Origin of the sequence: Thermovenabulum sp. (assembly GCF_049701175.1) — a bacterium.
Taxonomy (GTDB): domain Bacteria; phylum Bacillota; class Thermosediminibacteria; order Thermosediminibacterales; family Thermosediminibacteraceae; genus Thermovenabulum.
In genome coordinates this window covers 1-26,572 of the sequence record NZ_JBNATW010000008.1, presented here as the reverse complement: position 1 = coordinate 26,572, position 26,572 = coordinate 1, and the positions used below count along the sequence as shown (strand labels likewise).

The window sequence follows — 26,572 nt, the reverse complement described above, 5'->3', positions numbered from 1 at the left end:
AATCCTTTAACTTTTAGCCTTTTCAGCTTTCTCAATAGCTTTTTCTAAATTTTTTTGAGCTATCATGAACTTTATCTTTATAAGATTTGGATCCCTTGCCTTTAGAGCCTCAATAAGGTCCTTTATCGTAAATTCAGTCTTTTTATTCAAAACAGGGTCCTCAACCACCGCTTTTGCATACTCCCAAGATTTGACCGCTTCAAGAAGATCCTTTTGAGATTCTTCAAAACTGCCTTTTAAACCTCTGTATGTGGCAGACCTCACATAAAACAAGGTCTTTTTTGCAGGTCCTGCCGTTTTTTCTTTTGGGTCTTTATAATACCTTAATAAAATCCCGTATAAATCATTTGTAGAAACAATGGCGCCGTATAAATCCTTTTGGGTAAACATCATCGTTAGCTGGTTCAACTTATCATTGAAAGTATCGAGCTCCTCTTCTCCAAAACCTTGCATCGCAGCCTCTCCCCGGAAATCATCCCATATATTGTGAATTACAGTTACTTTTTTTTCGAATTTTTCCCAGTCAGGCTCTTGTTTTTGTCCTCCCCCTCCTTGTCCTTGTTTTGATTGTCCTTGACTCTCTTTCGATTGCTCCTTGTCTTTATTTGAACCCTGCTGTCCTTGCTTACTTTGACTTTGTTGACCCTGCTCTGCAGGAATTATTTTTTTAAAAAATTCCCCTTCCAAATCAGTGATTAAAGAATTGACTTCCTCTTCCAATTTTCTAAGCAAATTGTCAACCTTATTACTTTTTTCCGAACCGGAATTGGGGCTTGATTTTTCCTGTCCTTTTGAACAACCATTGATAATACACAAAATTAGAAGTGAAAATATGAATAAGTAAAAAAATACCCTTAAGGTTTTTGAGGGTTTCATAAATAACACCTCTTTTCTAACCTTAAGAGTATTTTTCCTCAAATGTTTCATTTTTATTTATGAAACAGCAAAGGTCAGCTCGCCTTCTGCTACTATATCTTCACCAACGTAAGCTGTAGCTTTTCCTTTCCCGACACTCCCTTTTATTTTTAAGATGCTTACTTCCAATGTTAATGTATCACCTGGTAAAACCCTTTTTTTAAACCTCATATTATCAATTCCTGCAAACAATATTAATTTGCCTTTATACTTTTCGGAACTTAATAAAGCACATGCTCCTACTTGAGCAAGAGCCTCAACGATTAAAACCCCGGGCATTATGGGGTTGCCTGGAAAATGCCCCTGAAAAAAGGGTTCGTTAATGGTTACATTTTTTAAACCTTTTGCGTATTTCTCAGGTTCGATTTCCAATATTTTATCAACAAGTAAAAAAGGGTATCTATGGGGAAGGGTTTCCAAAATTTTTGTTGTATCAAGCATTCCTGATTCTCCTTTTTCTGTGATAAATTATTTAAAAACAAGATTGTTTTCAATTATAAGCCTCTTCTTGTTTATCTATATACTTAGAAAGGTCTCTATAAAGCTTTTCTGCAATACCTAAACTTTTGCTTTCCGAAATTTTCTCCGCAAGGGCATCAATAAAAAACGCATTTGCAACCTCAAAGGAGAAATCTTTGCTTTGCCCCAAAGGAAAATCCTTTAACGCTTCTTTCAAAAATTGTTTCAAAATAAGGGCTTCAAAACTTTTACAAGCCTTTTTCAGTTCATCCCTTTTATCTTTCGTGTGATTTGTCTTACTTAAATTTAAAATATTGGTTGATTTATATCCTTTATAGTCTACAAAATTTTCTATATTCAAAATAGGTTCCCCCTAAATGCTTACCTTCTTAAGTTATTGGCCTCACCCAGCATCTCATCGGAGGCCTGTATCGCCTTCGTACTTATCTCATACGCCCTTTGAGCTACAATTAAATTAACCATTTCTTCTACCACCTGAACATTTGACATTTCCAAAAATCCCTGTAAAACACTTCCAAACCCTTTGTCCGTCGGATCCTGCTTTAAAATATACTCTCCCGATGCAGAAGTGGGTTCAAAATAGTTATTCCCTACTGATAGCAAACCCGCAGGGTTTAAAAACTTAGCAAGGCCAATCCTGCCTATTTCTTGAATATTGCCGTCGATATCCTTGCCCGTAATCACTCCATCGGCTGATATGCTTATTTCCGAAAGTTCCTCTGGGATAGTTATGTAATCCTCATCCGCACTTAAAACCTTATAGCCTTCCGAAGTGACCAAAACCCTTTCCTGCCCATCTATTGAAATCTTAAAAGAACCATCTCTCGTAAAAAGCTTGGTCCCATCCGGTTTTTCTACTACAAAGAAGCCGTCTCCCTCAATGGCAAGGTCGAAGGTATTACCCGTTTGTTGCAAATTCCCTTCGGTAAAAAGTTTTGTGGAAGCTGAAGGCCTTACGCCGTGGCCAACCTGTAAGCCAGCAGGCGTTCCGCTCCCTCCTTCGTATACATCGGGCCTCCTTAAGGTTTCATAAATCAAATCTTTAAATTCAATTCGACTTTTTTTGAAGCCGGTAGTATTTACATTCGCAAGGTTGTTGGCAATAGTATCCACATTGAGCTGCTGTGCAAGCATACCCGAGCCTGCACTCCATAGTGCCCTCATCATAGCTTTCCCCTCCTATATTCTGTTTTTTGGATTATAAACGTAAAGCACTGCCTCAGTCATTCGGCAGCTGGAGGGGCCTCTGCAGAGCAGTCCAGCCCCTATTTTATCACCTATATTTTGCCCAATTCATTTACCGCAAGCCCAAGGGTGTCGTCCATTGCTTTTACTGCCCTCTGACTTGCCTCATAAGCCCTGAAGGCATTTATCAATTCTACCATTTCATATACTGGATTTACATTAGATTTTTCAACAAATCCTTGTAAAACCTTTGCATTTTGCGGACGAGGCTGTAAGGGAGAAGAATAAAGCCCTTCGCCCACCTTTTCAACTTCATTGGGTTGAAAGGAAACTATGTTAAAGGCATCCTTCCTTTCTCCCTCTTGGAAAATTTCCCCCTTCTCGTTGACGGTGAAATCCTTATTCTCTAATTTTATCGGCCCATTTTCTCCCATTACATTATAGCCTTCTTTTGTTACAAGAAACCCTTCGCTGTTTAAAAAAAAGCTTCCATCCCTGGTGTACCTTAATCCCTGAGGGGTAATTATTGTAAAAAAGTTGATAAGACCCGGCTCTTCATCTGTCAATGCAAAATTTAACGGGTCCTTTGTGTCCTCCAACATGCCCTCCGAGGAATCAAAATAAATTCTATCTAAATTCACTCCAAGAGAGATTGTACCAACATAGGAAGGAAATTCTGTAGAAACCTGGGGCTGACCTTCGTACCTATAAAGTTCCATACTCGGGAAGGAGCGAAAAACTGCTTTGTCCCTTTTAAAACCGCGCGTATCGATATTAGCAATATTGTTGGAAATCACATCAACCCTTTCTATGCCTTTCTGCATCCCGAAAGCGGATATATAAAGGCCTCTTATCATTTATGTTATCACCTCCTCAAAGAAAAAAGGGAAATCTTAACCCCTTTATTGGCATCTAAAAACTCCAGTGCTTTTCCAGCCCCAAGAGCCACACAGGAAACGGGGTCTTCAGCCACATACACAGGAATATTAGTCTTTTTGGCGATTAATTTGTCAAGGCCTCGTAATAGAGAACCACCTCCTGTCATCACAATCCCTCTTTCCGTTAAATCCGCGGCTAATTCCGGTGGGGTTTTTTCAAGTACATTAAAAATGGCTTCAATTATGCGCTCAACGGGCTCTTGTAAGGCTTCAGAGGTCTGGAAAGATGTAATTTTTATGGTCTGCGGAAGCCCGCTTATTAGACTCCTCCCTCGGATTTCTAATTCTCTTTCCTCTCCCTCTTCAGGGTAAACAGTAGCTATGCTCATTTTTACTTCTTCTGCTGTTCTTTCACCAATAGCTAAATTAAATTCTTTCCTAACATATTTCATTATTGCTTCGTCAAATTTGTCACCAGCAATTCTAAGCGATGTCCCGCACACTATGCCGCCCAATGACAAAACCGCAATATCAGTAGTGCCTCCTCCTATATCTACGACCATGTTCCCAACGGGTTTTGAAATATCTATACCTGCCCCAATGGCAGCTGCCACAGGTTCTTCAATTAAAAAGGTCTGCCTTGCCCCTGCTGCCGTAGCTGCTTCAATAACAGCCCTTTTTTCCACTTCAGTGATTACAGCTGGAACACACACCATAACTCGAGGCCTTATTAATTTCTTTTGTATTACCTTGCCTAAAAAATGTTTTAACATTAATTCCGTAGTAGTATAGTCTGCAATTACTCCTTCTCTCAACGGCCTTAAAGCCACTATATTTCCTGGTGTCCTACCGATCATCCTTCTTGCCTGTTCACCAACTGCAAGGAGTTTGCCGGTATCCTTGTCCAATGCAACTACAGAAGGTTCCTGGAGCACAACACCTTTGCCCCTAACATATACGAGTACAGTAGCAGTCCCTAAATCAATTCCTATATCCATGTTAGATTATGTAACCTCCTGTTAAAAGTGTATTTATATGCTTATATAAAATTCTACATTCTAAGTAAAAATCCTCCTTCTATTAAAGATTTAGATACTTCTTTTTAGTAGCTTTACCTCCTCTTATATGTCTTTCTGCCTTGTTAAACTCCAGCACTTCTTTAACCTTCATGGCTTTTAAAGGATTAATTTCTACAAGCCTTTCTGTAATATCCTTATGGACGGTGCTTTTGCTAACCCCAAATACTTTTGCTGCCTGCCTTACAGTAGCCTTCGTCTCAATAATATAAGAAGCTATGGCAAGAACCCTTTCTCTCATATAGTCCTTCATCGAAAAAAGCTCCCCCTTCACCCCATTAAAATACTTATTATATATATATGAGCCATACATTATTTGTAGAAGAAAAAGCATGGCATAATGCCATGCTTTTTTTAAATTTATAAAATTTATACATTTTTGAAGAACTGTTGTGGGTCTATGTTTTCGTTGTTCTTTATTATTTCAAAATGAAGGTGGGGAGGATCTTCTGATTCATAAGGAGCAGTATTGCCTACACCTCCTATTATTTCTCCCTTTTTTACCTTTTTACCCTTTTGAACAAGCTTATCTGACATTAAATTGCCGTAAAGGGTCTTTATGTCATTTCCATGGTCTATAACCACAACCACACCCAAAATGGGGTCGTCCTTTTTGATTTCAACAACTGTACCCGAAAGTGCGGCTTTTACAGGAGTCCCCAAATCAGCAGCTATGTCAATTCCTTTATGTACGCACCATTGATTTAGGGTTTTTGAATATATTAATGTATCCTTGCTAAATTCTGTTATAATTTTTCCGGTAACGGGAAGAGTAATTAAATTTAAATCTGCTGTCTCCTTTACCTCAACTATTTCCTGTTTAGAATCCTTAATATTGCTATTTTGTTTTGCAACCGTCCTTATGTTCCCACCAGCTTTTTCTGATACTAATGTGCTCTCTTTTTTTATATTTTCCTTCTTCTCTTCCGGTTTTAAGCTGTATTCCTCCTTTAACTTAGCTTCATCTAATGGTTTTTCATTTAAATTTATTTCCCATTGTTTTTGCCGTTCTTCTGCTTTGTTTTCTTCTATATCCTTATGGCTAAAATAGTATAAATACCAAAAAACTCCGTTTGCCGTAAACAAGATGATCAAAAAAATTATCAGCAATCCTACTCTTAATGAGGGCCAGCGGAAAAATCTTTTTAAACTCCCTGTTGTTTTCATTCTTATTCTATCGAAAATTCCCAAACTTCATCACCTCATTAAGAGTATGGCCAAATTTTTTATTTTTATACATTTAATGTAAATTATTCGTAAAATTTTTGAATAACCACTCCCGTATAATAGTGTTTTAATATATCAATAAAATTACAGCCTCTTTTAGCCATGTAGTTTGCACCATATTGGCTCATACCAACCCCGTGACCGTATCCTATTGTAGTAAACCTTATTTCATCCTTTTCTCTCACCCATGTAAAATTTGTAGAATTTAATTCAAAAAGCTCTCGTATATCAGTCCCTTTTGCCTCGATATTTCCTATTTTAATTCTTTTTATTCTGCCCCCACTGCTTCTTTCCAAAACCTCCATCTGCTTTTCAGGATTTTTGGGGTCTATAACTATATTAGGCCATTTTTCTCTAAACTTTACTACCATCTCTGATACAGGTATACTTTTTACCGACAAAAATTTAGGTGAATCCTCTTCCCCCGGGCTTGACACACTTCTAAGATAAGGAATGTACTTACCCCAAACATCTTCGGAATTTTCCGTTCGCCCTCCGCTTGTAGAATGAAAAAGGGGATCTATAGGTTTACCATCGTATAATATGACCAAACCTTTTGTAGCTAAAGTAGCTTGATTTATTTTTGAATAAAAATGATAAAAAGCAAATATCCCCCATTTCTTAATCATTTCTGTTTTAGAAATATATGCTTGGCAGTGAGTAGGGTCATCGCAAACATCAGCTCCCGGGTGCAAAGCACATCCGCTTCCTCCAAAATTTATCATTCTTTTTACTGCATAAGTCCTTGCAGCTACTGCTTGGGCTTTTAAGGCCTCAATATTAAAATTTGCAGGCATTTCAGCTGCCACAACTCCCTTTACATACTCTTCCAAAGGTAACTGCTCTATTCTACTTTTCGAATTTATGAATACATTAATTTTTACTTCCCTACTTGCTTTTTCATTCCCCTTTTCCCTTGAATCAATAAATTCCTTTTTTTCTATTGAACCGCAACCTTTTACTGCCAAAGCAGGAATCCCAATAATGATTACAAACATAAAAAAAACTAAAAATATTGTTATTAAATCATTTTTTTTCATAAAAAAGCCCCCTGTTTAGTATTAATTTTATTTTTAAGGGGGACCAGTTATGAAAAAATTAAAAAGAGCCTTTAATCGGCTCTTTCTATTCTTGCTCCTAAGGAAGATAGTTTTTCAATAATATTCTCGTACCCTCTATCCACATGATAAGAATTTAATACCTCTGTAACTCCATCCGCTGCAAGACCTGCTATAATTAAAGCTGCACCAGCTCTTAAATCAGTAGCTTTTACAGGTGCACCGGTAAGTTTTTCCACTCCTTCTATAACCGCGCTTCTACCCTCTATTTTTATTTTCGCTCCCATTCTCTTAAGTTCTTCCACATGCATAAATCTATTTTCAAAAACTGTTTCAATTACCATACTTGTCCCCTTACACAAAGTAAGATATGCCATCATTTGAGCTTGCATATCTGTAGGGAATCCCGGATATGGCATAGTTTTAATATCAACAGGATTAGGCCTCTCGTTACCAATTATCAAAATTTTATCTTCTTCTTCGTAAATCTTACAACCACATTCCATTAGTTTTGCAATTACTGGCTTTAAATGCTCTGAAAGTACATTTTCAACAATAATTTCGCTCCCAGTTATAGCACCTGCTACGAGGTAAGTCCCTGCTTCTATTCTGTCAGGGATGACGGTATAAGATATGCCTTTTAGTTCTTTTACCCCTTCTATTTTTATTATATCAGTTCCTGCTCCCCTTATCTTTGCTCCCATGGAATTTAAAAAATTCGCCAGATCAACTATTTCAGGTTCTTTGGCAGCATTCTCTATGACCGTCTGGCCCTGAGCAAGGACCGCTGCCATCATTATGTTTTCGGTAGCTCCTACGCTGGGAAAGTCCAGATATATCGTCGTCCCTACCAATTGGTCAGCTGTAGCCTCAACGTAGCCGTGACCCAAATTTATCTTGGCTCCCAACGCACTAAAACCTTTTAGATGTAGGTCTATAGGTCTGCTACCTATAGCACAACCGCCAGGCATTGAGATTTTAGCCTTTCCAAACCTTGCAAGCAAAGGCCCCATCACTAAGAAAGAAGCCCTCATTTTTCTTACCAACTCATACGGGGCTTCAAAGGAATTGATATCTGCCGAATTAATAATAAATTTTTTTTCCTTTTGGGTACACTTTGCCCCCAATGCAGTGATAACTTCCTTCATTACATTTACATCTTCCAGCTTTGGAACATCTTCAATTACGCTTTCACCTTGTGTTAAAAGAGTAGCCGCAAGTACAGGAAGCACTGCATTCTTTGCACTGCTAACTTTAACCTTCCCAGATAATTTTCTCCTGCCTTCTATAATGAATTTTGACAATCTTTTTCCCCCCAAAAAACTAAAATTCAGCAGTTAAGACGGGTACACCTATCCATATAATAGTATTATTTTTTTCTTCATCCTCAGATATTTCTACTTCAACATTATAAAGTTTATCCATTATTAAAAGTCCTTCTTCAAATAATTTGCTGTATCCTCTAACAACAACCCTTTCGCCATCTTTACTAACATCGAAATACTCTATATGTAGTTTTTTATTTAATTCCTCAATTAAATTATTTTGTCCATTAATATCTAATTTACTATAAATTTGACCATAAAAACAAGTGGTTTTTCTTGATTTTCCACCATTTTTTTCGATTACTTCTTTGATAATTTTTTTCATTTCTTCTAATTTTTTACTATTATTGCTCATTACATTTATTGCAATAAAAGTTTGCCCTTCCATCTCAAAGCCGGGGGGAATTTTAAAACTTTGAAGAGCAAGCTTTACATAAGTATCTTTCTCCTTATAGCCTTCTGCTAATATAAAGCTGCTTTTTTCTCTTTGTTCTTCCTTAAGATCCGAAATTCCTGTGAATAATACCGTTTCTACATCTTTAAAAAGGGACTTTAATTGTTCAAGGCTTTTATAGTCCTTAGATATTAAAGACCAATCGGTTAAATTATACGTAATATTTTCTGCTTTTATGGATTTTAAAAAATCGTATACTGCTTCATCCCCAATTTTTTTTGAATAAGAGGCAGCGTAAATATAGTATGCTGATAGAGTAGTAAGCAAAAAAATAATCATCAATGTAATAAGTATTTTTACAACCTTCATTTTATTTTCTCCTCCCAAATTAATTATTTACGGATTTATATAATACTATGCAAAATATATGCAAAAATTTATATCTACAATAAATTTAACTATTAATATATATTTTCATAATAATTTGACTTCTAAACGCATTTTCCTTTGAAAAAGAATAGATGTTTTTGTCACTTTAAAAAAATTTTTTATACACTTTGCGACAAAATATAACGAAAAAACCGCTGCCATAGCAATCGCTACAGCAGCGGCTTTATTTTTAAAAATTATATATACTCAACAAGGGGTTATCCTTTCATGACCATTTCTTTAATCTTCATCAAACGGGTTCTGTTGCCCCTTTCGTTTTCATCAAGCTTCATTGTTATATATTTTATTGTCTCTTCTAATTGAGGAATCATGACGTATTCCAGAGCATTTACCCTTCTTCTTGTTTTCTCAATTTCATCAGCCATAAGCTGGCAGGACTTTTCCATTTCCGCAAGTTTTATCATTTTGGGAAGAAGTTCCGCTAAGGTAGAAATCGCGCTGTCAAGTTCGCCAGAAGTATTAGAAAATCCATAAGGATAAAGGCTTTTTACCTCGCTTTTTTCAATAATTATTTTAGGAATATTTACGCTCATTATATTCTGGCTTTTAACATTAATTCCCACAGTTGCTGCAGGAATAAGTAAGCTCTCTTCTAAAACCTTGTCGGGCATTTGGCTTCTTGCCATTGTGAAATTTTTAAAAGCCTCGGCAAGCTCTTTTTCAACCTCTTCCCTCAACTCTTTGTTTTGTTTTACCATATCGATAAATTTTTTTATAAGCTCGTCCTGTTTATCCTTTAAAAGCTTATGGCCCCTTTTCGCAGTAACAAGCCTTCTTTTTAACCTCGTCAATTCCATCCGGGTAGGATTTACCCGCAATTCCATAACTATTCTTCTCCTTTTTTAGGTAAATATTTTTCAATATATTCATCCCTGATTCTCTTCAATTCAGCCTTTGGCAATATGGTTAAGAGTTCCCATCCGATGTTAAGAGTCTCTTCTATGCTCCTGTCTTCATCCTCCCGCTGTGCCACGTATCTCTTTTCAAATTCGTCTGCAAATTTTGCATACAATTTATCCGTATCGGATAATGCTGCTTCTCCAAGAATTACAGCAAGTTCTTTTGCTTGTTTACCGCGGGCATAAGAGGCGAAAAGCTGGTTCATTGTGTCGGCATGATCCTCTCTCGTTTTTCCGCGGCCAATACCCTTGTCTTTCAATCGGGAAAGAGATGGCAAAACATCGATAGGAGGATAAATTCCCTTTCTGAAAAGTTCTCTGCTTAAAATTATCTGCCCTTCGGTGATGTACCCGGTAAGGTCCGGGATAGGATGAGTTTTATCGTCTTCGGGCATAGTCAATATTGGTATCTGAGTTATGGAACCTTTTTTACCCCTAATTCTCCCCGCTCTCTCGTAAATTGTAGAAAGGTCGGTATATAGGTAACCGGGATATCCCCTTCTTCCGGGCACTTCCTTTCTTGCAGCAGAAACTTCCCTCAATGCTTCACAGTAGTTCGTCATATCGGTTAAAATAACAAGAACGTGCATATCCTTTTCATAGGCTAAATATTCGGCACAGGTAAGGGCCATTCTCGGAGTTGCTATTCTTTCAATTGCTGGGTCATTGGCTAAGTTTATAAATAGCACTGAGCGGTCAATAGCCCCTGTCCTTTTAAAATCGCTTATAAAATAATCCGCTTCCTCGAAGGTGATACCCATAGCTGCAAAAACTACTGCAAATTTGCTTTCCGTACCCAACACCTTTGCCTGCCTTGCTATCTGAGCTGCAAGTTGGGCATGGGGAAGTCCTGAACCGGAAAATATGGGAAGTTTTTGCCCTCTAACCAGAGTGTTTAAGCCATCAATAGCAGAAATCCCCGTTTGAATAAACTCGGAAGGATAGTCTCTTGCTGCAGGGTTTATGGGGCTGCCGTTGATATCCAACTTCTTTTCAGGGATTATTTTGGGCCCGTTATCCTTCGGCCTGCCAAACCCATCAAAAACCCTGCCAAGCATATCCAAAGAGACACCGAGTTCTATACTCTTCCCCAAAAATCTCACTTTGCAGTCGTTTATATTGAGACCAGTAGAACCTTCGAACAACTGAACCAGTGCTTTGTCGCCATCAACTTCTAACACCTGTCCTCTTCTTAATTCTCCGGTACCCGTTTCAATTTCCACAAGTTCGTTGTATTTTACACCTTCTACTCCTTCTACCAACATTAGAGGTCCTGCTATTTCCCTTGCTGTTTTATATTCTTTAAGCATATATTTCACCCCCTTCGAGGAGCTCTGCGATTTCCTGCTTAATCTGCTCTTCAATCTCATCAAAAACGGCTATATCCTCTTCTTTTACGTATTTTGCCCTTGCTATCCTTTCTCTCACCGGCAGTTTCTCCAATTTTGCAAAAGGCGCTCCCTTCTCCAAAGCCTTTTGAGCTTCTTCGTAGAATAAAAGTATCAACTTCAGCATTCTAAACTGCTTTTGAAGGGAGGTATAAGTATCAACTTCGTGGAAAGCGTTTTGATGCAGAAAATCTTCCCTTATAGAACGCGCCACTTCTAATATGAGCCTATCCTTAGTGGAAAGGGCATCTATACCTACTAACCTTACTATTTCCTGTAGGTTCGCTTCATCCTGTAAAAGCCTAATAGCTGTTCCCCTTAATTCGCTCCAGCTCTTATCGATTTTATTATTCATGTATCTTTCTACGGTATCTGAATAAAGGGAATAACTTGTTAACCAGTTTATTGCAGGGAAATGCCTTGCATAAGCAAGCTGTGCGTCCAAAGCCCAGAACACTTTAACAACCCTGAGTGTAGCCTGAGTAACAGGTTCAGAAAGGTCGCCACCCGGAGGAGAAACCGCTCCCACAACGGTAAGGGCCCCTTCCCTTCCATCCTTTCCAAGGCATATTACTCTGCCAGCTCTTTCGTAAAACTCAGCTAAACGCCTTGAAAGGTATGCCGGATAACCCTCTTCACCTGGCATTTCTTCAAGCCTTCCAGACATTTCCCTCAAAGCTTCTGCCCAGCGGGATGTGGAATCCGCCATCAAGGCTACACTGTAACCCATGTCCCTGAAATACTCAGCTATGGTAATGCCTGTATAAATAGAAGCTTCTCGAGCAGCTACAGGCATGTTTGAAGTATTTGCTATGAGTACTGTCCTTTTCATCAAAGGTTCCCCTGTTTTGGGGTCTTTCAATTCTGGAAATTCCATTAAAACGTCCGTCATTTCATTACCGCGTTCGCCGCATCCTATATATACTACTATTTCTGCATCTGCCCATTTTGCCAGCTGATGCTGTACTACAGTTTTACCGCTTCCAAAAGGTCCGGGGATACAGGCCGTTCCACCCTTGGTTACCGGGAACAGGGTATCGATTACCCTCTGCCCAGTAGCCATAGGAATTTCAGGTGGTAACTTCTGTTTATATGGTCGTGTCTTTCTTACGGGCCACTTTTGCAGCATTGTCACATCAACTATTTCACCATTGTCTTTTCGTATTCTCGCCACTACGTCTGTTACCGTAAATTCTCCTTCTTTTATTTCTTCCACAACACCCTCGATATAAGGTGGTACCATAATTCTGTGTTCTACTATTACCGTTTCTTGAACGGTGCCCAATATATCTCCACCTGTGACCCTTTCTCCCTTTTTCGCAACAGGTTTAAAATACCATTTCTTTTCCCTGTTTAAAGCAGGAACGTCTATACCTCTTGTAATAAAACTTCCTGCTTGGTTTACAATAACATCAAGAGGTCTTTGAATACCATCAAAAATACCCTCAAGCATTCCCGGCCCTAACTCAACGCTTAATGGTTGGCCCGTAGAAACCACAGGATCACCTGGCCCGATTCCCGACGTCTCCTCGTATACCTGAATGGAAACCCTCTCTCCTCTAATCTCGATAACCTCTCCTATAAGTCCTTGCTGCCCTACCCTCACTACGTCAAACATCTTTGCTTCGGGCAGATTAGTTGCTACCACAAGCGGACCGGAAACCTTGACTACTACACCCTGGCTCATTCCCTTCCCTCTCTTTCAAAAATTATATCTACTCCAATAGCTTTTTCTACAGATTTTTTAACACTATTAATCCCTATGCCCAAAGTACCTCTGTTGCTCGGTATTAAAGTAATAATTGGGAGTAATTTTTCCCTAAAGGTGTTTAGCTTATCTTCTAATTTTGCTGCAAGATGTTCGGTAATAAATATAACAGCATATTTCTCTTTTGTAAGCCTGATAAGATTTTCAAAAGCCTCCTTCTCATCTATGGCAGGGAAGGTATCTACCCCTATGGATTTAAAGGAAAGTACCGTATCTTTATCCCCGATCACTCCTATTTTATACATAAAGCTCTCTCAACCTCTCTTCTATTAAATCTTCACTGATACCATTTATCTTCCCTACCAAAATCAGCCTTAATATCTTTATCTCATGTTCCTTGGCTCCTAAATATCCAATTACTGGTTCAACACCAAAAGGCTTATAAAGTCCTTTTTTAAGATAATTAATCAAATAATTATCCATTAATTTTTCGTACAATGACGGATTTTTGGTTAAAGACCAGTTTTCTATCCCTTCTTTAACAACTTTATAATAGTCCTTTGAGGAAAAAGACTCTACAAAATCCTCCATAGATTCCTGAAATTTTTTCTCGTAAAAATCTTCAGGAACACTTCCGCCAGGTAATATAGCCCTCTGAAGAGCCCTTAAATCCATATTCATGTTTTTTATTCTTACAAAGGTTTTTATATTTAACAAATCTACATATGCATTGTGATACTTCTCTAAAAAGGGTTCCTTTATTTCCTTTACGAGCTTTGCTAATTCTTCAAAAAGGAGTCTATCTATATATACGTCAATTTGCTGGGGATCGTGAGTTTCTTCATAAATTGCTACAGCTTTTTCAAAAGAATCTATCATGTCTTTGGGTAAGTCGGTAGACTTTTCTTCAGAAGCAAGTTTTAAAAAATATTCCAAGGGCACTTCGCCGAGTTTTGAAAAATACTCCTTTTTTATATCTCCCATTATTTTACCTTTAACGCACACCTTAAGGTTATGGTAGTCGTATTTTAAAGTAAAATACCTTATTATTTTTGAGTCTTTTATAGAATTTCCAATAACTCGAAAGGTTTTTAATAAATTATTTTCCAAAACCTCCTCAAATTCATAGATGTTGTCCAAATCGGTAAAATCCTCAGCATAAGCAGTGTCTCCCAGTGCCTTTATTACACCCTCTATTGTATCAGCTTCCATAAGCCTTTCCACAAGGTTTTTGTTTAATAACTTTGTCTCAAGAAGCCTTATCCTGCCGGAGGCGTATAAAAATTCCTGCTCCCTTGGCATAATATCACTCCTCAAACAGGATTTTTGCCACTTCTGTTTCCAGCTCTTCCCTCTTTACTGCAATTAAGTATTCAAAGGTACCGTTTATTTCTATATTTTTTGACCTTAATATAAAGCCTCCGGAAATATCTTTTGAATATGAGGTTATTTTCAAATTACCTTGTTTTCCTTGCTTTTTCAGTTCCTCATTTACCTTCTCGATAAATTCTTTTGTAATCCTTTCTCTGTCATTTTCAGCAACAACTACTTCTTCATCCCCTGCAGCACTTTGAATGAGCATTCTAAATATCAGATTTTTATAACTTTCATCATCCATTTGCCTTATTTTATCCTTTGCTTCTTTAAAAACTCCGTCTATAATTTCCTGTTTTGCCTGTAAAAGTCTCTTTTTTTCTTCCAATTCTGCCATGGAAATTATCTTTCTTTTTTCCTCTTCTGCTTGTTTTTTTGCTTTTTCTATAATTATATTCTCTGTTTCTTCGGCCTTTTTCTTTGCCCTTTCATATATTTCCTGAGCTTTCCTGTCTGCTTCACTTAATATTCTGGCCTTCTCCCTTTCGGCCTCCTCTATAATTTTTTCCTTTATCCTTTCAATACCCTGCATTTTAAGCACTCCTTAAAACTTAATGCCGAAAAGCATAAGGATTGAAGCAAGGAGTGAAAGAACAGCGTAGGTTTCTACCATAGCCGCATAGGTAATACCTTTTGCTAATTCTTCTGGCCTTTTAGCAATTATACCTACACCTGCAGCTGCTGCCCTTGCTTGAGCTATAGCTGAAAGAAGTCCTACTACGGCAATTGGTAAACATGCAGCGAAAATCAATAATCCCTGATGTAAGGTCAATGGAATAAGTCCTCCACCGAGCAATCCAATTTTTTGCATTGCAACGAATGCTGTCAGAAGTCCGTAAATTCCCTGTGTACCAGGAAGTGCCTGAAGAATCAAAGTTTGGCTAAACTTGTTTGGATCTTCGGTTACCACCCCTGCAGCTGCTTCACCAACCATACCTACTCCTTTTGCCGAACCCACACCCGGCAAAAATACAGCCATAGCAGCTCCTAATAGTGCAATTACTTGACCAATTGTGATTTCCATAAATAAACCTCCTCCTTATGATTCAAATGTTAATAATTTATAAGTTTTTTATAATTTTTTTCTGTTATTTGGTTAAGATTATTCACTTATATCTACATAATTTGTTTTTACCCTAAGCGGGTCAAAGGGCTTTCCACCACCATCGTAGAATTTACCGAAAAACTCAATATACTGGAGACGACTGCTGTGCACATAAGCGCCTAAAGCATTTACCGCTATATTGAATATGTGCCCTCCAGCCATTATTAGAAACATGAAAATATAACCTATTAAATTGACACCCACCAATCTTGCCATGGTATTTATTACCATTGCAATAACTCCGGTTGCAAGCCCTAATGCTAAAAGCCTTGAATAGGATAAAACATCGCTTAAATAACCTGTCACATTGTAAAGGCTAAGAAGCCCTGAAGTAAACTTTTTGATTATTCCCTTCTGAGCTCTACCCTGTGTTAAAACAAGGCCTATAGCGCCCGCTAATGCCACATATTTTGCAAAACTTGATGTTTGAGGAAAAGCAAGCATTATAAGCCCACTTAAGAATACAAGCCATAAACCTTGGTCCATTAAAGCATCTGCTATTTTACCGTTCCTTACATTTTTGTAGCCATTTAGAATAATGCCAAAATATATTTGAATTAACCCAAAGGTAAAGCTAAGATAAAGAACTGACAGTGGATTTTCAAGGGGATTAAGCCACAAAGGAGGTAATTTAATTAAATCTCCAAACCAGCTACCGAAAATAGCTCCCCAAATAAATGTGGAAATACCGCCGAGGAACAGAAGTTCTACAAGTTTTCTTGCCATTCCCGAAATCTTTAACTTCATCATAGCTATTCCCATGAGGAGGGCGAGCACAAGACCATAGCCTGCATCGCTTACCATCATGCCAAAAAATACGAAGTAGAAGGGTGCCATAAATATATTGGGATCGATACCTCTCGGATCGGGAAGGCTGTAAAGTTCAGTAACCAACTCAAAAGGCTTAATAATTCTCGGGTTAGAAAGCAATACCGGAAAGTTTTCATCATCTTTGGGGTCTTCAAACTCAATGTAGAGTGTATTTGTCACCTTTTGTAAGCGTTCTCTTACTTCTTCAACCTTTGGTTCAGGAACCCATGCTTGCAGGTAAAAGGTGCTTTCCGTATCCTGCGCCTTGAAATAGCTCAGCCTCTTTTCCTTTTCTACACTGTAATAATCGTATAAAATCTTGAAAGGCATAAGATATTCAGCATAAAGACTAATCTCTTTTGTAATTTCTGTTCTTATTTTTTCTATTTGGTTCAGCCTTTCCTTCATTTGGTCGATAAGTTCTGATGGGGTTCCCTTCATCTCAGAAAAGTCGTATATATTCACCGAAAATTCCTTTATAAGAGCCTCTACTTTTTCCTCGATTTCCTTGTGAAATACTATTAAAATATACGATTCATCCTTACCTTCACTTACCAAGATAACCTCTAAAGGAAGCTCTTCTTCCTTTGACCTAGCCATAAAGTTTTCATAAATACGTTTTGGAATAGACCCCGCTATAAACCTTGCTTTATTAGTTTCCCCTAATTCTTGCAGTGGAATATCTAATTTTTCCCAAGGTTTTAAAAACTCCAAATGGTTATTAATTTTTGCCTCTTCACTCTTTAACTGCGAAAACTTCTTGTCATATTCACCTAACTTGTCTATTTCTAAAAAGTATTCATTTTCTTTGCTTATAATTTGCTGGAGGTTTTCCCTTTGGACTTTTGGCTTGCCTGTTAAAATAGGATTTTGTTCTTTTACAAGGGGCTTTAAAAGGTCAATGGCAAACCTAAGCCTGTTTAATTTTGTTTCTATTTCACTAATTTCTTTACCAAAATCCCTTACTTCTCCTTCTTCTTTAAGGTCAATAACCTCTGCGGCCCCAAGCTTCTGGAGCACATCTAATATAGCATACCTTTCCTTTTTCAAGCCAAAAAGATGCATTTTTTTCATTTTAACTATTGCCATAGAAATTCACTACCTTTTCCAAAATTAATTGAGAGGCTTTCTCTATTTTGGGTTTAGAGTGATTTATAATTTCTTTTATCTTCTCATCATATCTTGATTTTATATTCTCTACCTCTTTTTCAGCCTCCTCACGAGCCTCTTTTATTAATAAAAGTGCTTTCTCCTCGGAATCCTTTTTGACATTTGACAAAAATTCTTCTGCATCAGAACTTGCTTTGTTTATTATTGCCTTTGCCTCTTTTTCTGCTTCTTCTATTATTTTTTTCGCTTTTGACTCAGTTTCTCTTATCTCATCAAGGTAATCCTTCAATAATCTACACCTCCTTTTTATCGGCGGTTGTTTTGGTTTTTCTTGAATTCCTCGGATAAAATTCGATACGCGCTGGCCACCCCAGAAATTATTCCAATAGCCACACCTAATAATAAAAATAAACTTCCTGTTTTAAATTTTCTATCTAAAAAAGCTCCAAAATAAACCCCAGCGCCTATCGGAATAGCAAAGTTAAAACCAATTTGTAATATTTGAAATATTTTTTGTAGGGATTTTGGTTCTTTCATATGCGTAATTATACAATAATACAAAAAAAATTTCAAACCGCATTTTTCTTAAATAATTTATTTTAAATTAATTCTTACCAATTTAATCTTTTAAAATTGCCGATTTTGTGATTGTGATATGTTGCACTTATTTCATTAAGATATTTATTTTTTTGTACTCCCTTTCAAATTTTCTAAAACACTTTTCTTTTCCCTTTTTTCTTCACCTATTTTGTCATTGTCGTTTATTTTTTATCCTTTTGTTTACCTCATTGCTTCTTTTGTTTTCTTGATCGCTTTTTTGTTCATTCTTTTGTTCATTCTTTTGTTCATTTTTTTGATCTTTTTCTTGATAGTCTTTCTTCTTTTCTTCTTTACTATTTCTGTTTTCTCGTATAAATCTTTTTATTTCCTTTGTTTCCTTTTGTTTTTCTATATTCCCCTGATTCTCTTTTACCTTTACATTATCTTTATCCGTATTTAAATTATTGGAATTCTCCCTATTATTTATTAAATCTTTTACTTGATTGTTCGTCATACCTTTTAAAAGATTCTTAATAGATTGCTTTTTGACTTCTTCCAGCGAAATATCAGGCTTCTTTTCCTTTATTTTTTCATAAATATACAGCTTACCTGGTGAAATACCTATCTTTTTTGCGTCATTATGTTTTTGAATAGAAATCTCTTCAATTATAACATCTACATTCTCCGATTCTTGTGCATCAGCAGCTTTAAGACCAGGTAAAGAATCTGCCATCATTTTTACCCCGACATCACTTTTATCCTTGTCTTTTTGCACCGCTTCCTTTACCGCATTTTTTAAAGTCTCCTTTATTTTTTCACTAATTTTTGCATTGTCCTTACAGGATATTGTGAACATTACTGCAGGCTTTTCACCTTCCATGTATTTATTTTCTTTTGCCTTATTTATCACCAGCTTTACAGCCTCTTTTAAAGTTTTGTTTTTAAAAGCCTTCTTATCTCCAACAATGTTTGCACCATCTTCATTATAGAAGTTTACGTCAATAACCCTTTCTAATCTATTTACCTCAAATTCTAAACTTGGATTAATATCTATGGATACATACATTACAGGAATCATCATATTATAATATATTGAAAATGCTATAATACTAAATATCAAAAATACTGCAGCATAAAGAGCTAAGTTTCTCGTATAATAAAATACCCCTTCTCTCTCAACTTCAATTTCATCTCCTACGTTATAAAAGCATTTACCCTTTAGTTTTATAACCTTAAAATCCCCGTCTTTACTTAAAACAACCGCCTTATTTCCCTTTATCTCAAGGATTACTCCCTTCAATCTTCAAACCTCCAGTCGACATATTCTTTTAAATAATAATACTCCCCTCTTAAAATTAAAACTCCCGCTATAATATAATTTCGACATCTCTCTATCTTTTTTCTATGTATTTTTGTGCCCGAAGCAATTTTTTCAACCGGTAAATATTTCTTTTTTAAGAGTATATCTAATAATTCGCGGTTTTCTAAAATATAATGAATAATCTTGCTACACTCTTTTTTTGTTGCTTTTATTTTGGGTGAACTTTTAGCAACATCAAATAAAGAAATACCGAATGTTTCTAATTCCCTTTTAAATGCCTCTATTTCTAACCTTCTCTGATAAGAAATTTCTTCTTCTTCATATAGCTCAAAGGAGCGCATTCTGCTAACTTCTTCAAAAGCGTCATTCTCTTCATCTTCACTATTATCTTTTATCAGAAAAGCTACCTTGGCTTTTTCTCTTTGTTCCTTTCTATAATAATCAATTAATCTATTTTTAATTACTCCTCTTGCAAAGGAAAGAAAGTTACCTTTATCAATATCATATTTCAAAATGGCTTCATTGAAAGCAATAAGGGCAATACTTAACTCATCATCGCTTCCGTATTCTACTTTTCTTCCTAAAAAATTTTCTACACAGGATGCAACAAAGGGTTTGTATTCTTCTATAAACTCGTTTAACTTTTCCTTTTCATTTTTTATGCTTTTAACCCTTTCGTTTATAGAATTAAACTCCATTTTTTGTCCTCCTGGAAATAAAAAAGTCGATTATTTACTGCTAAATCTAATCGGATATTTTTCTATTTTATACATAATATTATACCAAAATATAAACGGTCATTTTATATAAAAAAGCGGGCATTTCCTTCAAATACCCGCTCTAATTTTAAATGTTTTTAGGAATCCTCCCCGGGATGAATTCTTCGGGTTTTTCTTTTTTTATCCCAAAATAATATAATATGCCTTCTACTATCCTTTTTGATGCAAAACCGTCTCCGTAAGGGTTTACTGCATTAGCCATTTTTAAATATTCTTCTTTTATATCCAGTAAAATCTTAGTTTCTCTTATAATATCTTCAATTTCAGTTCCAATAACTTTTACAGTCCCAGCCTCAACTGCCTCGGGCCTTTCTGTTTCATTGCGTAAAACTAATACGGGTTTTCCTAAGGATGGGGCTTCCTCTTGAAGGCCACCCGAATCGGTTAAAACAAGAAAACATTTTGCCATGAGGTTGTGGAGTTCATCGGTATCAAGGGGCGGAAGCAAAATAACATTTTTCAACCCCTGTAAAATGCTATGTGCAGTCTCCCAAACAGCCGGATTTAAATGTACGGGGTAAATGATGTAAATATCTTTTTCCTGCGATAACTGCCTTAATGCAATACAAATTTGCTCTAAAGGCTTTCCCCAATTTTCCCGCCTGTGAGCGGTGACGAGTACAACTTTATTATTTTTATAATCTAATTTATTTAATACGTCGTTTTTAAAAATGTAGTCCCTTTGAACAGTAGTTTTTAAAGCATCAATTACAGTATTCCCCGTTACAAAAATATTTTCTTCTTTGACTCCTTCTAATATAAGGTTTTTCTTAGCTGTTTGTGTTGGTGCAAAATGAAGGTCAGCTATTGCCCCTGTAAGTTTTCTATTCATCTCTTCAGGAAAGGGAAGCCATTTGTTGTGGGTCCTAAGACCTGCTTCTACATGGCCTACTTTTATGTGCGAGTAAAAAGCGGCCAATGCACCAGCAAATGTTGTGGTTGTATCACCGTGGACCAAGACTAAATCAGGCCTTTCCTTTAAAAAAACCTTTTCCAAACCCTTTAGTGCATTGCAGGTTATTTCTGATAGGGTTTGCCTTTCCTTCATTATATCCAAATCGTAATCAGGTCTTATACCAAAAAGGCTCAACACCTGGTCGAGCATCTCCCGGTGTTGAGCTGTAACCGCCACCTTACTCTCTATAAATTCGGATTTTTCAAGTTCTTTAACAAGCGGCGCCATTTTTATTGCTTCTGGCCTCGTCCCAAAAACAGATATAACCTTTATCCTTTTCAAATCCCATTCCCCTTTACATTCCTTCTGATTTTTTGCTCTGGGAATTTAGCAAAATCTTTCCCATATAAGTAAAGGTAAATAATCCAACAATCAGGGCAAGCAGTGCCTCTTTCATTCCTATTTTAACCATTAAAATTGCACAAAGCCCCAGTACAACGCTCATCGAATACAAGAATAATACGGCTTGCCTTTGGGTAAGCCCGTTATCTATTAACCGGTGGTGTATATGCCCCCTGTCCGCCTGCATTATGGGTTTACCGTTAACAAATCTTCTAATTATGGCAAAGGCCGTATCAAATATGGGAAGCCCCAGTGCAAGCATTGGTACAATTAATGCGACTACCGTTGCACTTTTGACTGCCGCATCAACAGCGACCGATGACAATACAAATCCCAAAAACATCGCTCCGGTATCTCCCATAAAAATTTTTGCTGGATTAAAATTATAGGGTAAAAACCCTATGCATGCACCAGCAAGGAGCGCTGTAAAAATAACGGGATTGCCCTGTTTCAAATTCAGATTGACCAAAAGCATGGTTATTGAAGCAATTGCGGAAATACCTGCAGCAAGCCCGTCAAGGCCATCTATAAAATTCAACGTATTGGTTATACCCACAATCCAAAATAGGGTAATAATTACACTGTATTTTCCTATATAAAACATGCCTCCAAAGGGGTTGGTAATCCACTCCACCCTGATGCCAAAAAGTATAGGTATTAAAGCTGCTGCTATTTGCAAAAGCAATTTTACTTTGGGGGAGAGGCTGTAAATATCATCCAATATTCCAACACCTACAATCACCACTGCTCCAAGCAGTATTCCCTGAACCGAAGGATTTTTCAATGGAAGTGTTAAAAGGGCTGCAAGCATAAATCCTATAAAAATTGCGAGCCCTCCAAGCCTGGGTATAGGCTCTTTATGAACCCTTCTTGCATCTTTGGGAATATCTATAGCCCCCAATTTCCATGCCCATTTCATGGCAAAGGGTGTAAAAATATAAGAAAGGGCTGCTGCCATGAAAAAGGCGTACAAATAAATAGGCACACAAATCGCTCCCTTTTATTTTATAAAATTGCCTCTTTTATTTTAGACCAAGCCTTGACTTTTGTCAATTTTCATCGTATTTTTCAAAGGTTATTTTTGCTTCTTTAAGAAGGTTAACAGCAAATTCATCCGGGTATTCTCCTTTAAATACAATTCTTTTTATGCCTGCATTGATAATCATCTTTGCACACAGTGCGCAAGGCTGTGTGGTTACATAAATCGTTGAATCTTTTATACTGCTCCCCAAAGCAGCAGCCTGAATTATTGCGTTCTGCTCTGCATGTAAACCCCGGCAAAGCTCATGGCGCTCCCCCGAAGGCACTCCTAATTTTTCTCTTAAACACCCTACTTCTTCACAGTGCAATAATCCCGAAGGAGCACCATTATAACCGGTAGCCACAATATGCTTATCCTTTACTATAACTGCTCCTACCTGCCTCCTTAAACAGGTGGACCTTTTCGAAACTACTTCGGCTATTTCCATAAAGTAACTGTCCCATGATGGCCTCATTTTTAAATACCTTCTTTTTTACTTTGTACCAAAGAGCCTGTCACCTGCATCACCCAAGCCGGGAACAATGTAACCGTGGTCGTTCAGTCTTTCATCAATTGCAGCAGTGTATATTTCTACATCAGGATGTTTTGAATGTAAAGCCTCTATGCCTTCCGGTGCAGCAATTAAGCACATGAGCTTTATATTGTTTGCTCCCCTTTCTTTTAAATAATCTACTGCCATTGTAGCAGAACCGCCCGTTGCAAGCATAGGATCAAGGACGATTAATTCCCTCTCATTTACATCCTGAGGAAGTTTGCAGTAATATTCTACGGGTTTTAGTGTTTGTGGGTCTCTGTAAAGCCCTATATGCCCTACCTTTGCTGCAGGGATCAATTTTAAAAGGCCGTTCACCATTCCAAGCCCTGCCCTTAATATAGGAACAATACCTATTTTTTTACCAGATATCATTTTTGCTTTGCACGGGCCTATGGGTGTCTTTATTTGAACCTCTTCAAGGGGCATATTTCTAGTAACCTCATAGGCCATAAGCATGGCAACTTCTTCCACCAATTCCCTAAATTCCTTTGCTCCAGTATTTTCATCCCTTATCAAGGCTAATTTATGCTGTATGAGCGGATGGTCGAAAACAAATACCTTTTTCATAAAAAAACCTCCATTTCATTTTTATAAAATTACATTTGACTATACAAAGGAAACCTTTCGCACAAAGCCCTCACAGCTTTTTTCACTTTTGCTACTTTAATTTCTTCCCCTTTTGCTGTTAAAGTTATATCAATTAGCTCTGCAATTTCTTCCATCTCCTTTTCCTTCATTCCCCTTGAAGTTAGTGCAGGAGTGCCTATTCTTATGCCACTTGTAACATTAGGCTTCTCCGGATCATAAGGAATGGCATTTTTATTTACGGTTATTCCTACTTCATCTAAGTACTTCTCTGCTTGTAATCCCGTAAGATTTTTGTTCCTCAAGTCAACTAAAATTAAGTGATTGTCTGTGCCTCCCGATACTAAGTTGTATCCCTTTTCTATAAGCGCTTTTGCCAAAGCCTTTGCATTTTTTACAATCTGCTCTTGATAATACTTAAACTCTTCCGATAGGGCTTCCTTTAAACAAACCGCCTTTGCAGCAATAACGTGCATCAAAGGCCCACCTTGAATGCCTGGAAAAATCGCTTTGTCTATAGCTTGAGCGTATTCCTTTTTGCAAAGTATCATGCCACCCCTTGGGCCACGCAGGGTCTTGTGCGTAGTTGTAGTCACAAAATCGGACACGGGCACAGGGCTTGGATGAAGTCCTGCAGCTACTAATCCTGCAATATGGGCCATATCCACCATTAAATACGCTCCTACCTTCTTTGCTATTTCAGACATCCTTACAAAATCTATAATCCTTGGGTAGGCGCTTGCTCCTGCTACAATCATTTTGGGCTTGTGCTCAAAGGCTAATCTTTCTACCTCATCGTAGTCTATGTAACCAGTTTCCTTTGATACCCCATAAGGTATAAATTTAAAATACTTTCCGGAAATATTTACAGGACTTCCATGGGTTAAATGACCTCCGTGGGCTAAATTCATGCCCATTACGGTATCTCCCGGGTTTAAAAAAGCAAAGTAGACCGCCATATTAGCTTGAGACCCAGAATGAGGTTGAACATTCACATGTTCTGCTCCAAAAAGCTTTATAGCCCTCTCTCTTGCTAATTCTTCTACAATATCTACGTATTCACATCCACCGTAATACCTTTTACCGGGATATCCTTCAGCGTATTTGTTTGTTAAAACCGACCCCTGAGCCTCCATTACAGCTTTACTTGTAAAATTTTCAGATGCTATCATTTCCAGTTTGTACTGCTGCCTTAAAAGTTCTTTATCTATAGCCTCTGCAATCTCAGGGTCCACAAGCCTTAACACATTCATAAAAAATCACTCCTTTAATCTTATTTTTGATCCTTTTCATATTTTGTAATTTTATCCACCCTTATTTTATGCCTTCCGCCCTCAAAGTCCGTCTTTAGCCATTCCTCAACAATTAATAAAGCAAGTCCTGGGCCTATAACCCTTCCTCCCATAGCTAATATGTTTGCGTCATTATGAAGGCGGGACATCCGGGCGGAGTAAACGTCATTGCACAAAGCTGCCCTTATGCCTTTTACTTTGTTAGCAGCAATTGATATCCCTATGCCTGTCCCACATATAAGTATACCCCTATCGAATTCCCCCTTTGCCACTTTTTCTGCGACTATATAAGCCATGTCGGGATAGTCTACCGGATCTTTTGAAAATGTCCCAAAGTCTTTATATTCGTAGCCCTTTTCTTTCAAAAACTCCACAACCTTCTCCTTCAACTCGAATCCTCCGTGGTCGCTGGCAACAGCGATTTTCATTACTATTACCTCCATTTTTCATTTTTCGCTTTTTTGTTCAATCTTTTCTATAAGTTTTTCTAAATTTTCCCATAGTTCTTCAGCTACTTTTTTGTAGCTTTCAATACCCATTCCGTAAGGGTCCTCTATATCCTCAAAATCGCCTTCATTCACAAATTCCGTTAATACAAACACCCTTCCCTTCAATTCTGGAAAATTATTCAAAATATAGTCTCGCTGGCTTTTTGTCATTGTAAGTATCAAATCTGCATTAAGTAGATTTTCCCTTAATTTTTTTGCCCTGTGAGCGCTTAAGTCTATACCTTTCTCTTTCATTACCTCAATAGCTTCAAAAGAAGCGGGCATTCCATCTACTGCCGCGATCCCACAGGAATCTATCTCAATCTCTTTTCCCTTTTCCTCTACAATTTTCTTAAATATCGCTGCAGCCATGCTGCTTCTACACGTATTACCAGTACATACGAAAAGTACCTTGAACATAAAAATTCCAGCCTGGTCATCTAAACTGTGCAAAACTGCACAAGTTTAGAAGGCTGGGCTATTTATAGTCCGCCCTTTCAGAGAGTGCTCATTCCCAGCAGGCGGTATTTAAGCACTCCCATAGCCCCTGCCCCAAGAAGCAGGAACTCGCGCCCTTAACCGGGTCTCCCCACTTGCCCTGAATGTAATACTCCCTTCAGGACAGAGACGTCCCTTAATACCCTCTCAGGGGAGAGTGGCGTTACCACCGCTACCTTGAGAACTCGCCAGAGATTATAGCTTGTGCTATAGGCACTAATACTTGTTCCACCCAGAGGTATTAGTGCCTTCCCTGGCTCACTCCCAAGGCTTTTTATCAGTTTTATCGCTCTGTCTATCTCCTTTAGTTGCCTTTTCTTTAGTTGTTTGTTCTTAACCGTTCTCTTTACGTGCTCTTTTAATTCCTCCAATTCGTCAGCATCTAAATCTTTTAGAATTGCCATATACCCTTCGGGAATTTGCTCTTTTAATCCAAGCCCTCTTCTTGCTATTACGTATGCAGCTGCTATGTCCTTGCTTACCATATACTGCGGTGCATATTTCAACATCCCTATCACTGATGTGTAGGCAGGATTAACCTCTATTACTTGTATACCCTTACGCTGTGCTAAAATCTTGAGCTTCTCCAGAAGCGACCGATAACTGAAATTGTGTCTTATTCTCCTCGATTTTCTTCCCGAAAAATCTCCACTTCTCCCTTTGTCCCTTATATCCAATCTCTCAATCACAATAGCTTTTTGTTTTTCTTCTGCTATCTCTACTATTTTGTGAGCGCACTGCCATCTGAAATACTCTCTCTTGTTTGAACTCCCACTTTCAAGTTCGGGCGTCGGAATTTCACCATATCTCAAC

General features: G+C 37.6%; 31 protein-coding genes. All 31 read right to left on the bottom strand.

Features of this window, described 5'->3' with window-relative positions:
* Window positions 1-6 precede the first annotated feature (6 nt).
* A complete protein-coding gene (locus ACPLVF_RS04190; protein ID WP_424906572.1) occupies window positions 7-876 on the bottom strand; it encodes a hypothetical protein in 870 nt (289 codons plus the stop codon).
* A gap of 57 nt (window positions 877-933) precedes the next feature.
* Entirely contained in the window at window positions 934-1,356 is a 423-nt protein-coding gene (fabZ, locus tag ACPLVF_RS04185) for a 3-hydroxyacyl-ACP dehydratase FabZ (RefSeq protein WP_424906571.1), read from the bottom strand.
* A 49-nt stretch (window positions 1,357-1,405) separates the two neighbouring features.
* The gene (locus tag ACPLVF_RS04180; RefSeq protein WP_424906570.1) at window positions 1,406-1,735 is read right to left on the bottom strand and encodes a hypothetical protein; all 330 of its coding nucleotides are present in this window, start codon (window positions 1,733-1,735) and stop codon (window positions 1,406-1,408) included.
* Between the two features lie 20 nt (window positions 1,736-1,755).
* Window positions 1,756-2,562 (bottom strand): flagellar basal-body rod protein FlgG, encoded by an 807-nt coding sequence (flgG, locus tag ACPLVF_RS04175; RefSeq protein WP_424906569.1) that lies wholly within the window; start codon window positions 2,560-2,562, stop codon window positions 1,756-1,758.
* Between the two features lie 110 nt (window positions 2,563-2,672).
* Window positions 2,673-3,437, bottom strand: coding sequence for a flagellar hook-basal body protein (locus ACPLVF_RS04170; protein ID WP_424906568.1), 765 nt, complete (start codon window positions 3,435-3,437; stop codon window positions 2,673-2,675).
* 8 nt (window positions 3,438-3,445) lie between these two features.
* Entirely contained in the window at window positions 3,446-4,456 is a 1,011-nt protein-coding gene (gene mreB, locus ACPLVF_RS04165) for a rod shape-determining protein MreB (RefSeq protein WP_424906567.1), read from the bottom strand.
* A gap of 82 nt (window positions 4,457-4,538) precedes the next feature.
* Window positions 4,539-4,787, bottom strand: a complete 249-nt coding sequence (spoIIID, locus tag ACPLVF_RS04160; RefSeq protein ID WP_424906566.1) for a sporulation transcriptional regulator SpoIIID — start codon at window positions 4,785-4,787, stop codon at window positions 4,539-4,541.
* 116 nt (window positions 4,788-4,903) lie between these two features.
* A complete protein-coding gene (locus ACPLVF_RS04155) occupies window positions 4,904-5,725 on the bottom strand; it encodes a peptidoglycan DD-metalloendopeptidase family protein (protein ID WP_424906565.1) in 822 nt (273 codons plus the stop codon).
* 59 nt (window positions 5,726-5,784) lie between these two features.
* Complete coding sequence (spoIID, locus tag ACPLVF_RS04150) at window positions 5,785-6,801, bottom strand: stage II sporulation protein D (RefSeq protein WP_424906564.1); 1,017 nt, start codon at window positions 6,799-6,801, stop codon at window positions 5,785-5,787.
* Between the two features lie 71 nt (window positions 6,802-6,872).
* Window positions 6,873-8,123 carry a UDP-N-acetylglucosamine 1-carboxyvinyltransferase gene (murA, locus tag ACPLVF_RS04145; protein ID WP_424906563.1) on the bottom strand — a complete coding sequence of 417 codons (1,251 nt, stop codon included), beginning with the start codon at window positions 8,121-8,123 and terminating at the stop codon, window positions 6,873-6,875.
* 19 nt (window positions 8,124-8,142) lie between these two features.
* The gene (locus tag ACPLVF_RS04140; RefSeq protein WP_424906562.1) at window positions 8,143-8,907 is read right to left on the bottom strand and encodes a YwmB family TATA-box binding protein; all 765 of its coding nucleotides are present in this window, start codon (window positions 8,905-8,907) and stop codon (window positions 8,143-8,145) included.
* Window positions 8,908-9,185: 278 nt separating this feature from the next.
* Entirely contained in the window at window positions 9,186-9,812 is a 627-nt protein-coding gene (locus tag ACPLVF_RS04135; protein WP_424906561.1) for a V-type ATP synthase subunit D, read from the bottom strand.
* A 2-nt stretch (window positions 9,813-9,814) separates the two neighbouring features.
* Window positions 9,815-11,197: a V-type ATP synthase subunit B gene (locus tag ACPLVF_RS04130; protein ID WP_424906560.1), complete on the bottom strand. Its 1,383-nt coding sequence runs from the start codon at window positions 11,195-11,197 to the stop codon at window positions 9,815-9,817.
* The gene (locus tag ACPLVF_RS04125; protein ID WP_424906559.1) at window positions 11,190-12,962 is read right to left on the bottom strand and encodes an ATP synthase subunit A; all 1,773 of its coding nucleotides are present in this window, start codon (window positions 12,960-12,962) and stop codon (window positions 11,190-11,192) included. The genes ACPLVF_RS04130 and ACPLVF_RS04125 overlap by 8 nt, the downstream gene beginning before the upstream one ends.
* Complete coding sequence (locus ACPLVF_RS04120) at window positions 12,959-13,288, bottom strand: V-type ATP synthase subunit F (protein WP_424906558.1); 330 nt, start codon at window positions 13,286-13,288, stop codon at window positions 12,959-12,961. The genes ACPLVF_RS04125 and ACPLVF_RS04120 overlap by 4 nt, the downstream gene beginning before the upstream one ends.
* Entirely contained in the window at window positions 13,281-14,285 is a 1,005-nt protein-coding gene (locus ACPLVF_RS04115) for a V-type ATP synthase subunit C (protein WP_424906557.1), read from the bottom strand. The genes ACPLVF_RS04120 and ACPLVF_RS04115 overlap by 8 nt, the downstream gene beginning before the upstream one ends.
* 4 nt (window positions 14,286-14,289) lie before the next feature.
* The gene (locus tag ACPLVF_RS04110) at window positions 14,290-14,889 is read right to left on the bottom strand and encodes a V-type ATP synthase subunit E (protein ID WP_424906556.1); all 600 of its coding nucleotides are present in this window, start codon (window positions 14,887-14,889) and stop codon (window positions 14,290-14,292) included.
* A gap of 12 nt (window positions 14,890-14,901) precedes the next feature.
* Entirely contained in the window at window positions 14,902-15,381 is a 480-nt protein-coding gene (locus ACPLVF_RS04105) for a V-type ATP synthase subunit K (RefSeq protein WP_424906555.1), read from the bottom strand.
* Window positions 15,382-15,459: 78 nt separating this feature from the next.
* Window positions 15,460-17,361: a V-type ATP synthase subunit I gene (locus ACPLVF_RS04100; RefSeq protein ID WP_424906553.1), complete on the bottom strand. Its 1,902-nt coding sequence runs from the start codon at window positions 17,359-17,361 to the stop codon at window positions 15,460-15,462.
* A complete protein-coding gene (locus ACPLVF_RS04095) occupies window positions 17,348-17,671 on the bottom strand; it encodes a V-type ATPase subunit subunit G family protein (RefSeq protein WP_424906552.1) in 324 nt (107 codons plus the stop codon). Before ACPLVF_RS04095 ends, ACPLVF_RS04100 begins: the two co-directional genes overlap by 14 nt.
* Before the next feature lie 17 nt (window positions 17,672-17,688).
* Window positions 17,689-17,919, bottom strand: a complete 231-nt coding sequence (locus ACPLVF_RS04090; protein WP_424906551.1) for an AtpZ/AtpI family protein — start codon at window positions 17,917-17,919, stop codon at window positions 17,689-17,691.
* 214 nt (window positions 17,920-18,133) lie between these two features.
* The gene (locus ACPLVF_RS04085) at window positions 18,134-19,222 is read right to left on the bottom strand and encodes an anti-sigma factor domain-containing protein (RefSeq protein WP_424906550.1); all 1,089 of its coding nucleotides are present in this window, start codon (window positions 19,220-19,222) and stop codon (window positions 18,134-18,136) included.
* Window positions 19,219-19,941 carry an RNA polymerase sigma-I factor gene (gene sigI / locus ACPLVF_RS04080; protein ID WP_424906549.1) on the bottom strand — a complete coding sequence of 241 codons (723 nt, stop codon included), beginning with the start codon at window positions 19,939-19,941 and terminating at the stop codon, window positions 19,219-19,221. Before sigI ends, ACPLVF_RS04085 begins: the two co-directional genes overlap by 4 nt.
* Window positions 19,942-20,089: 148 nt before the next feature.
* A complete protein-coding gene (wecB, locus tag ACPLVF_RS04075) occupies window positions 20,090-21,259 on the bottom strand; it encodes a non-hydrolyzing UDP-N-acetylglucosamine 2-epimerase (protein ID WP_424906548.1) in 1,170 nt (389 codons plus the stop codon).
* Between the two features lie 13 nt (window positions 21,260-21,272).
* On the bottom strand, window positions 21,273-22,304 hold the full coding sequence (locus ACPLVF_RS04070; protein ID WP_424906547.1) for a glycosyltransferase family 4 protein: 1,032 nt from the start codon (window positions 22,302-22,304) through the stop codon (window positions 21,273-21,275).
* Window positions 22,305-22,368: 64 nt separating this feature from the next.
* Window positions 22,369-22,815: a deoxycytidylate deaminase gene (locus tag ACPLVF_RS04065; protein WP_424906546.1), complete on the bottom strand. Its 447-nt coding sequence runs from the start codon at window positions 22,813-22,815 to the stop codon at window positions 22,369-22,371.
* An 18-nt stretch (window positions 22,816-22,833) separates the two neighbouring features.
* Complete coding sequence (gene upp / locus ACPLVF_RS04060; protein WP_424906545.1) at window positions 22,834-23,463, bottom strand: uracil phosphoribosyltransferase; 630 nt, start codon at window positions 23,461-23,463, stop codon at window positions 22,834-22,836.
* Between the two features lie 29 nt (window positions 23,464-23,492).
* A complete protein-coding gene (glyA, locus tag ACPLVF_RS04055) occupies window positions 23,493-24,734 on the bottom strand; it encodes a serine hydroxymethyltransferase (protein ID WP_424906544.1) in 1,242 nt (413 codons plus the stop codon).
* A gap of 20 nt (window positions 24,735-24,754) precedes the next feature.
* The gene (gene rpiB, locus ACPLVF_RS04050; RefSeq protein ID WP_424906543.1) at window positions 24,755-25,201 is read right to left on the bottom strand and encodes a ribose 5-phosphate isomerase B; all 447 of its coding nucleotides are present in this window, start codon (window positions 25,199-25,201) and stop codon (window positions 24,755-24,757) included.
* 18 nt (window positions 25,202-25,219) lie between these two features.
* Window positions 25,220-25,681, bottom strand: a complete 462-nt coding sequence (locus ACPLVF_RS04045) for a low molecular weight protein arginine phosphatase (RefSeq protein WP_424906542.1) — start codon at window positions 25,679-25,681, stop codon at window positions 25,220-25,222.
* A 155-nt stretch (window positions 25,682-25,836) separates the two neighbouring features.
* A partial coding sequence (locus tag ACPLVF_RS04040) for an IS200/IS605 family accessory protein TnpB-related protein (RefSeq protein ID WP_424906541.1) occupies window positions 25,837-26,572 on the bottom strand: 736 nt, incomplete at its 5' end.

What these genes read in the sequence shown, in the direction of transcription:
- ACPLVF_RS04190 (WP_424906572.1), bottom strand. Translation starts at nt 876, where the DNA reads ATGAAACCCTCAAAAACCTTAAGGGTATTTTTTTACTTATTCATATTT.
- fabZ (WP_424906571.1), bottom strand. Translation starts at nt 1,356, where the DNA reads ATGCTTGATACAACAAAAATTTTGGAAACCCTTCCCCATAGATACCCT.
- flgG (WP_424906569.1), bottom strand. Translation starts at nt 2,562, where the DNA reads ATGATGAGGGCACTATGGAGTGCAGGCTCGGGTATGCTTGCACAGCAG.
- ACPLVF_RS04170 (WP_424906568.1), bottom strand. Translation starts at nt 3,437, where the DNA reads ATGATAAGAGGCCTTTATATATCCGCTTTCGGGATGCAGAAAGGCATA.
- mreB (WP_424906567.1), bottom strand. Translation starts at nt 4,456, where the DNA reads ATGGATATAGGAATTGATTTAGGGACTGCTACTGTACTCGTATATGTT.
- spoIIID (WP_424906566.1), bottom strand. Translation starts at nt 4,787, where the DNA reads ATGAAGGACTATATGAGAGAAAGGGTTCTTGCCATAGCTTCTTATATT.
- spoIID (WP_424906564.1), bottom strand. Translation starts at nt 6,801, where the DNA reads ATGAAAAAAAATGATTTAATAACAATATTTTTAGTTTTTTTTATGTTT.
- ACPLVF_RS04140 (WP_424906562.1), bottom strand. Translation starts at nt 8,907, where the DNA reads ATGAAGGTTGTAAAAATACTTATTACATTGATGATTATTTTTTTGCTT.
- ACPLVF_RS04135 (WP_424906561.1), bottom strand. Translation starts at nt 9,812, where the DNA reads ATGGAATTGCGGGTAAATCCTACCCGGATGGAATTGACGAGGTTAAAA.
- ACPLVF_RS04130 (WP_424906560.1), bottom strand. Translation starts at nt 11,197, where the DNA reads ATGCTTAAAGAATATAAAACAGCAAGGGAAATAGCAGGACCTCTAATG.
- ACPLVF_RS04125 (WP_424906559.1), bottom strand. Translation starts at nt 12,962, where the DNA reads ATGAGCCAGGGTGTAGTAGTCAAGGTTTCCGGTCCGCTTGTGGTAGCA.
- ACPLVF_RS04120 (WP_424906558.1), bottom strand. Translation starts at nt 13,288, where the DNA reads ATGTATAAAATAGGAGTGATCGGGGATAAAGATACGGTACTTTCCTTT.
- ACPLVF_RS04115 (WP_424906557.1), bottom strand. Translation starts at nt 14,285, where the DNA reads ATGCCAAGGGAGCAGGAATTTTTATACGCCTCCGGCAGGATAAGGCTT.
- ACPLVF_RS04110 (WP_424906556.1), bottom strand. Translation starts at nt 14,889, where the DNA reads ATGCAGGGTATTGAAAGGATAAAGGAAAAAATTATAGAGGAGGCCGAA.
- ACPLVF_RS04105 (WP_424906555.1), bottom strand. Translation starts at nt 15,381, where the DNA reads ATGGAAATCACAATTGGTCAAGTAATTGCACTATTAGGAGCTGCTATG.
- ACPLVF_RS04100 (WP_424906553.1), bottom strand. Translation starts at nt 17,361, where the DNA reads ATGGCAATAGTTAAAATGAAAAAAATGCATCTTTTTGGCTTGAAAAAG.
- ACPLVF_RS04090 (WP_424906551.1), bottom strand. Translation starts at nt 17,919, where the DNA reads ATGAAAGAACCAAAATCCCTACAAAAAATATTTCAAATATTACAAATT.
- sigI (WP_424906549.1), bottom strand. Translation starts at nt 19,941, where the DNA reads ATGGAGTTTAATTCTATAAACGAAAGGGTTAAAAGCATAAAAAATGAA.
- ACPLVF_RS04065 (WP_424906546.1), bottom strand. Translation starts at nt 22,815, where the DNA reads ATGAGGCCATCATGGGACAGTTACTTTATGGAAATAGCCGAAGTAGTT.
- upp (WP_424906545.1), bottom strand. Translation starts at nt 23,463, where the DNA reads ATGAAAAAGGTATTTGTTTTCGACCATCCGCTCATACAGCATAAATTA.
- glyA (WP_424906544.1), bottom strand. Translation starts at nt 24,734, where the DNA reads ATGAATGTGTTAAGGCTTGTGGACCCTGAGATTGCAGAGGCTATAGAT.
- rpiB (WP_424906543.1), bottom strand. Translation starts at nt 25,201, where the DNA reads ATGAAAATCGCTGTTGCCAGCGACCACGGAGGATTCGAGTTGAAGGAG.
- ACPLVF_RS04045 (WP_424906542.1), bottom strand. Translation starts at nt 25,681, where the DNA reads ATGTTCAAGGTACTTTTCGTATGTACTGGTAATACGTGTAGAAGCAGC.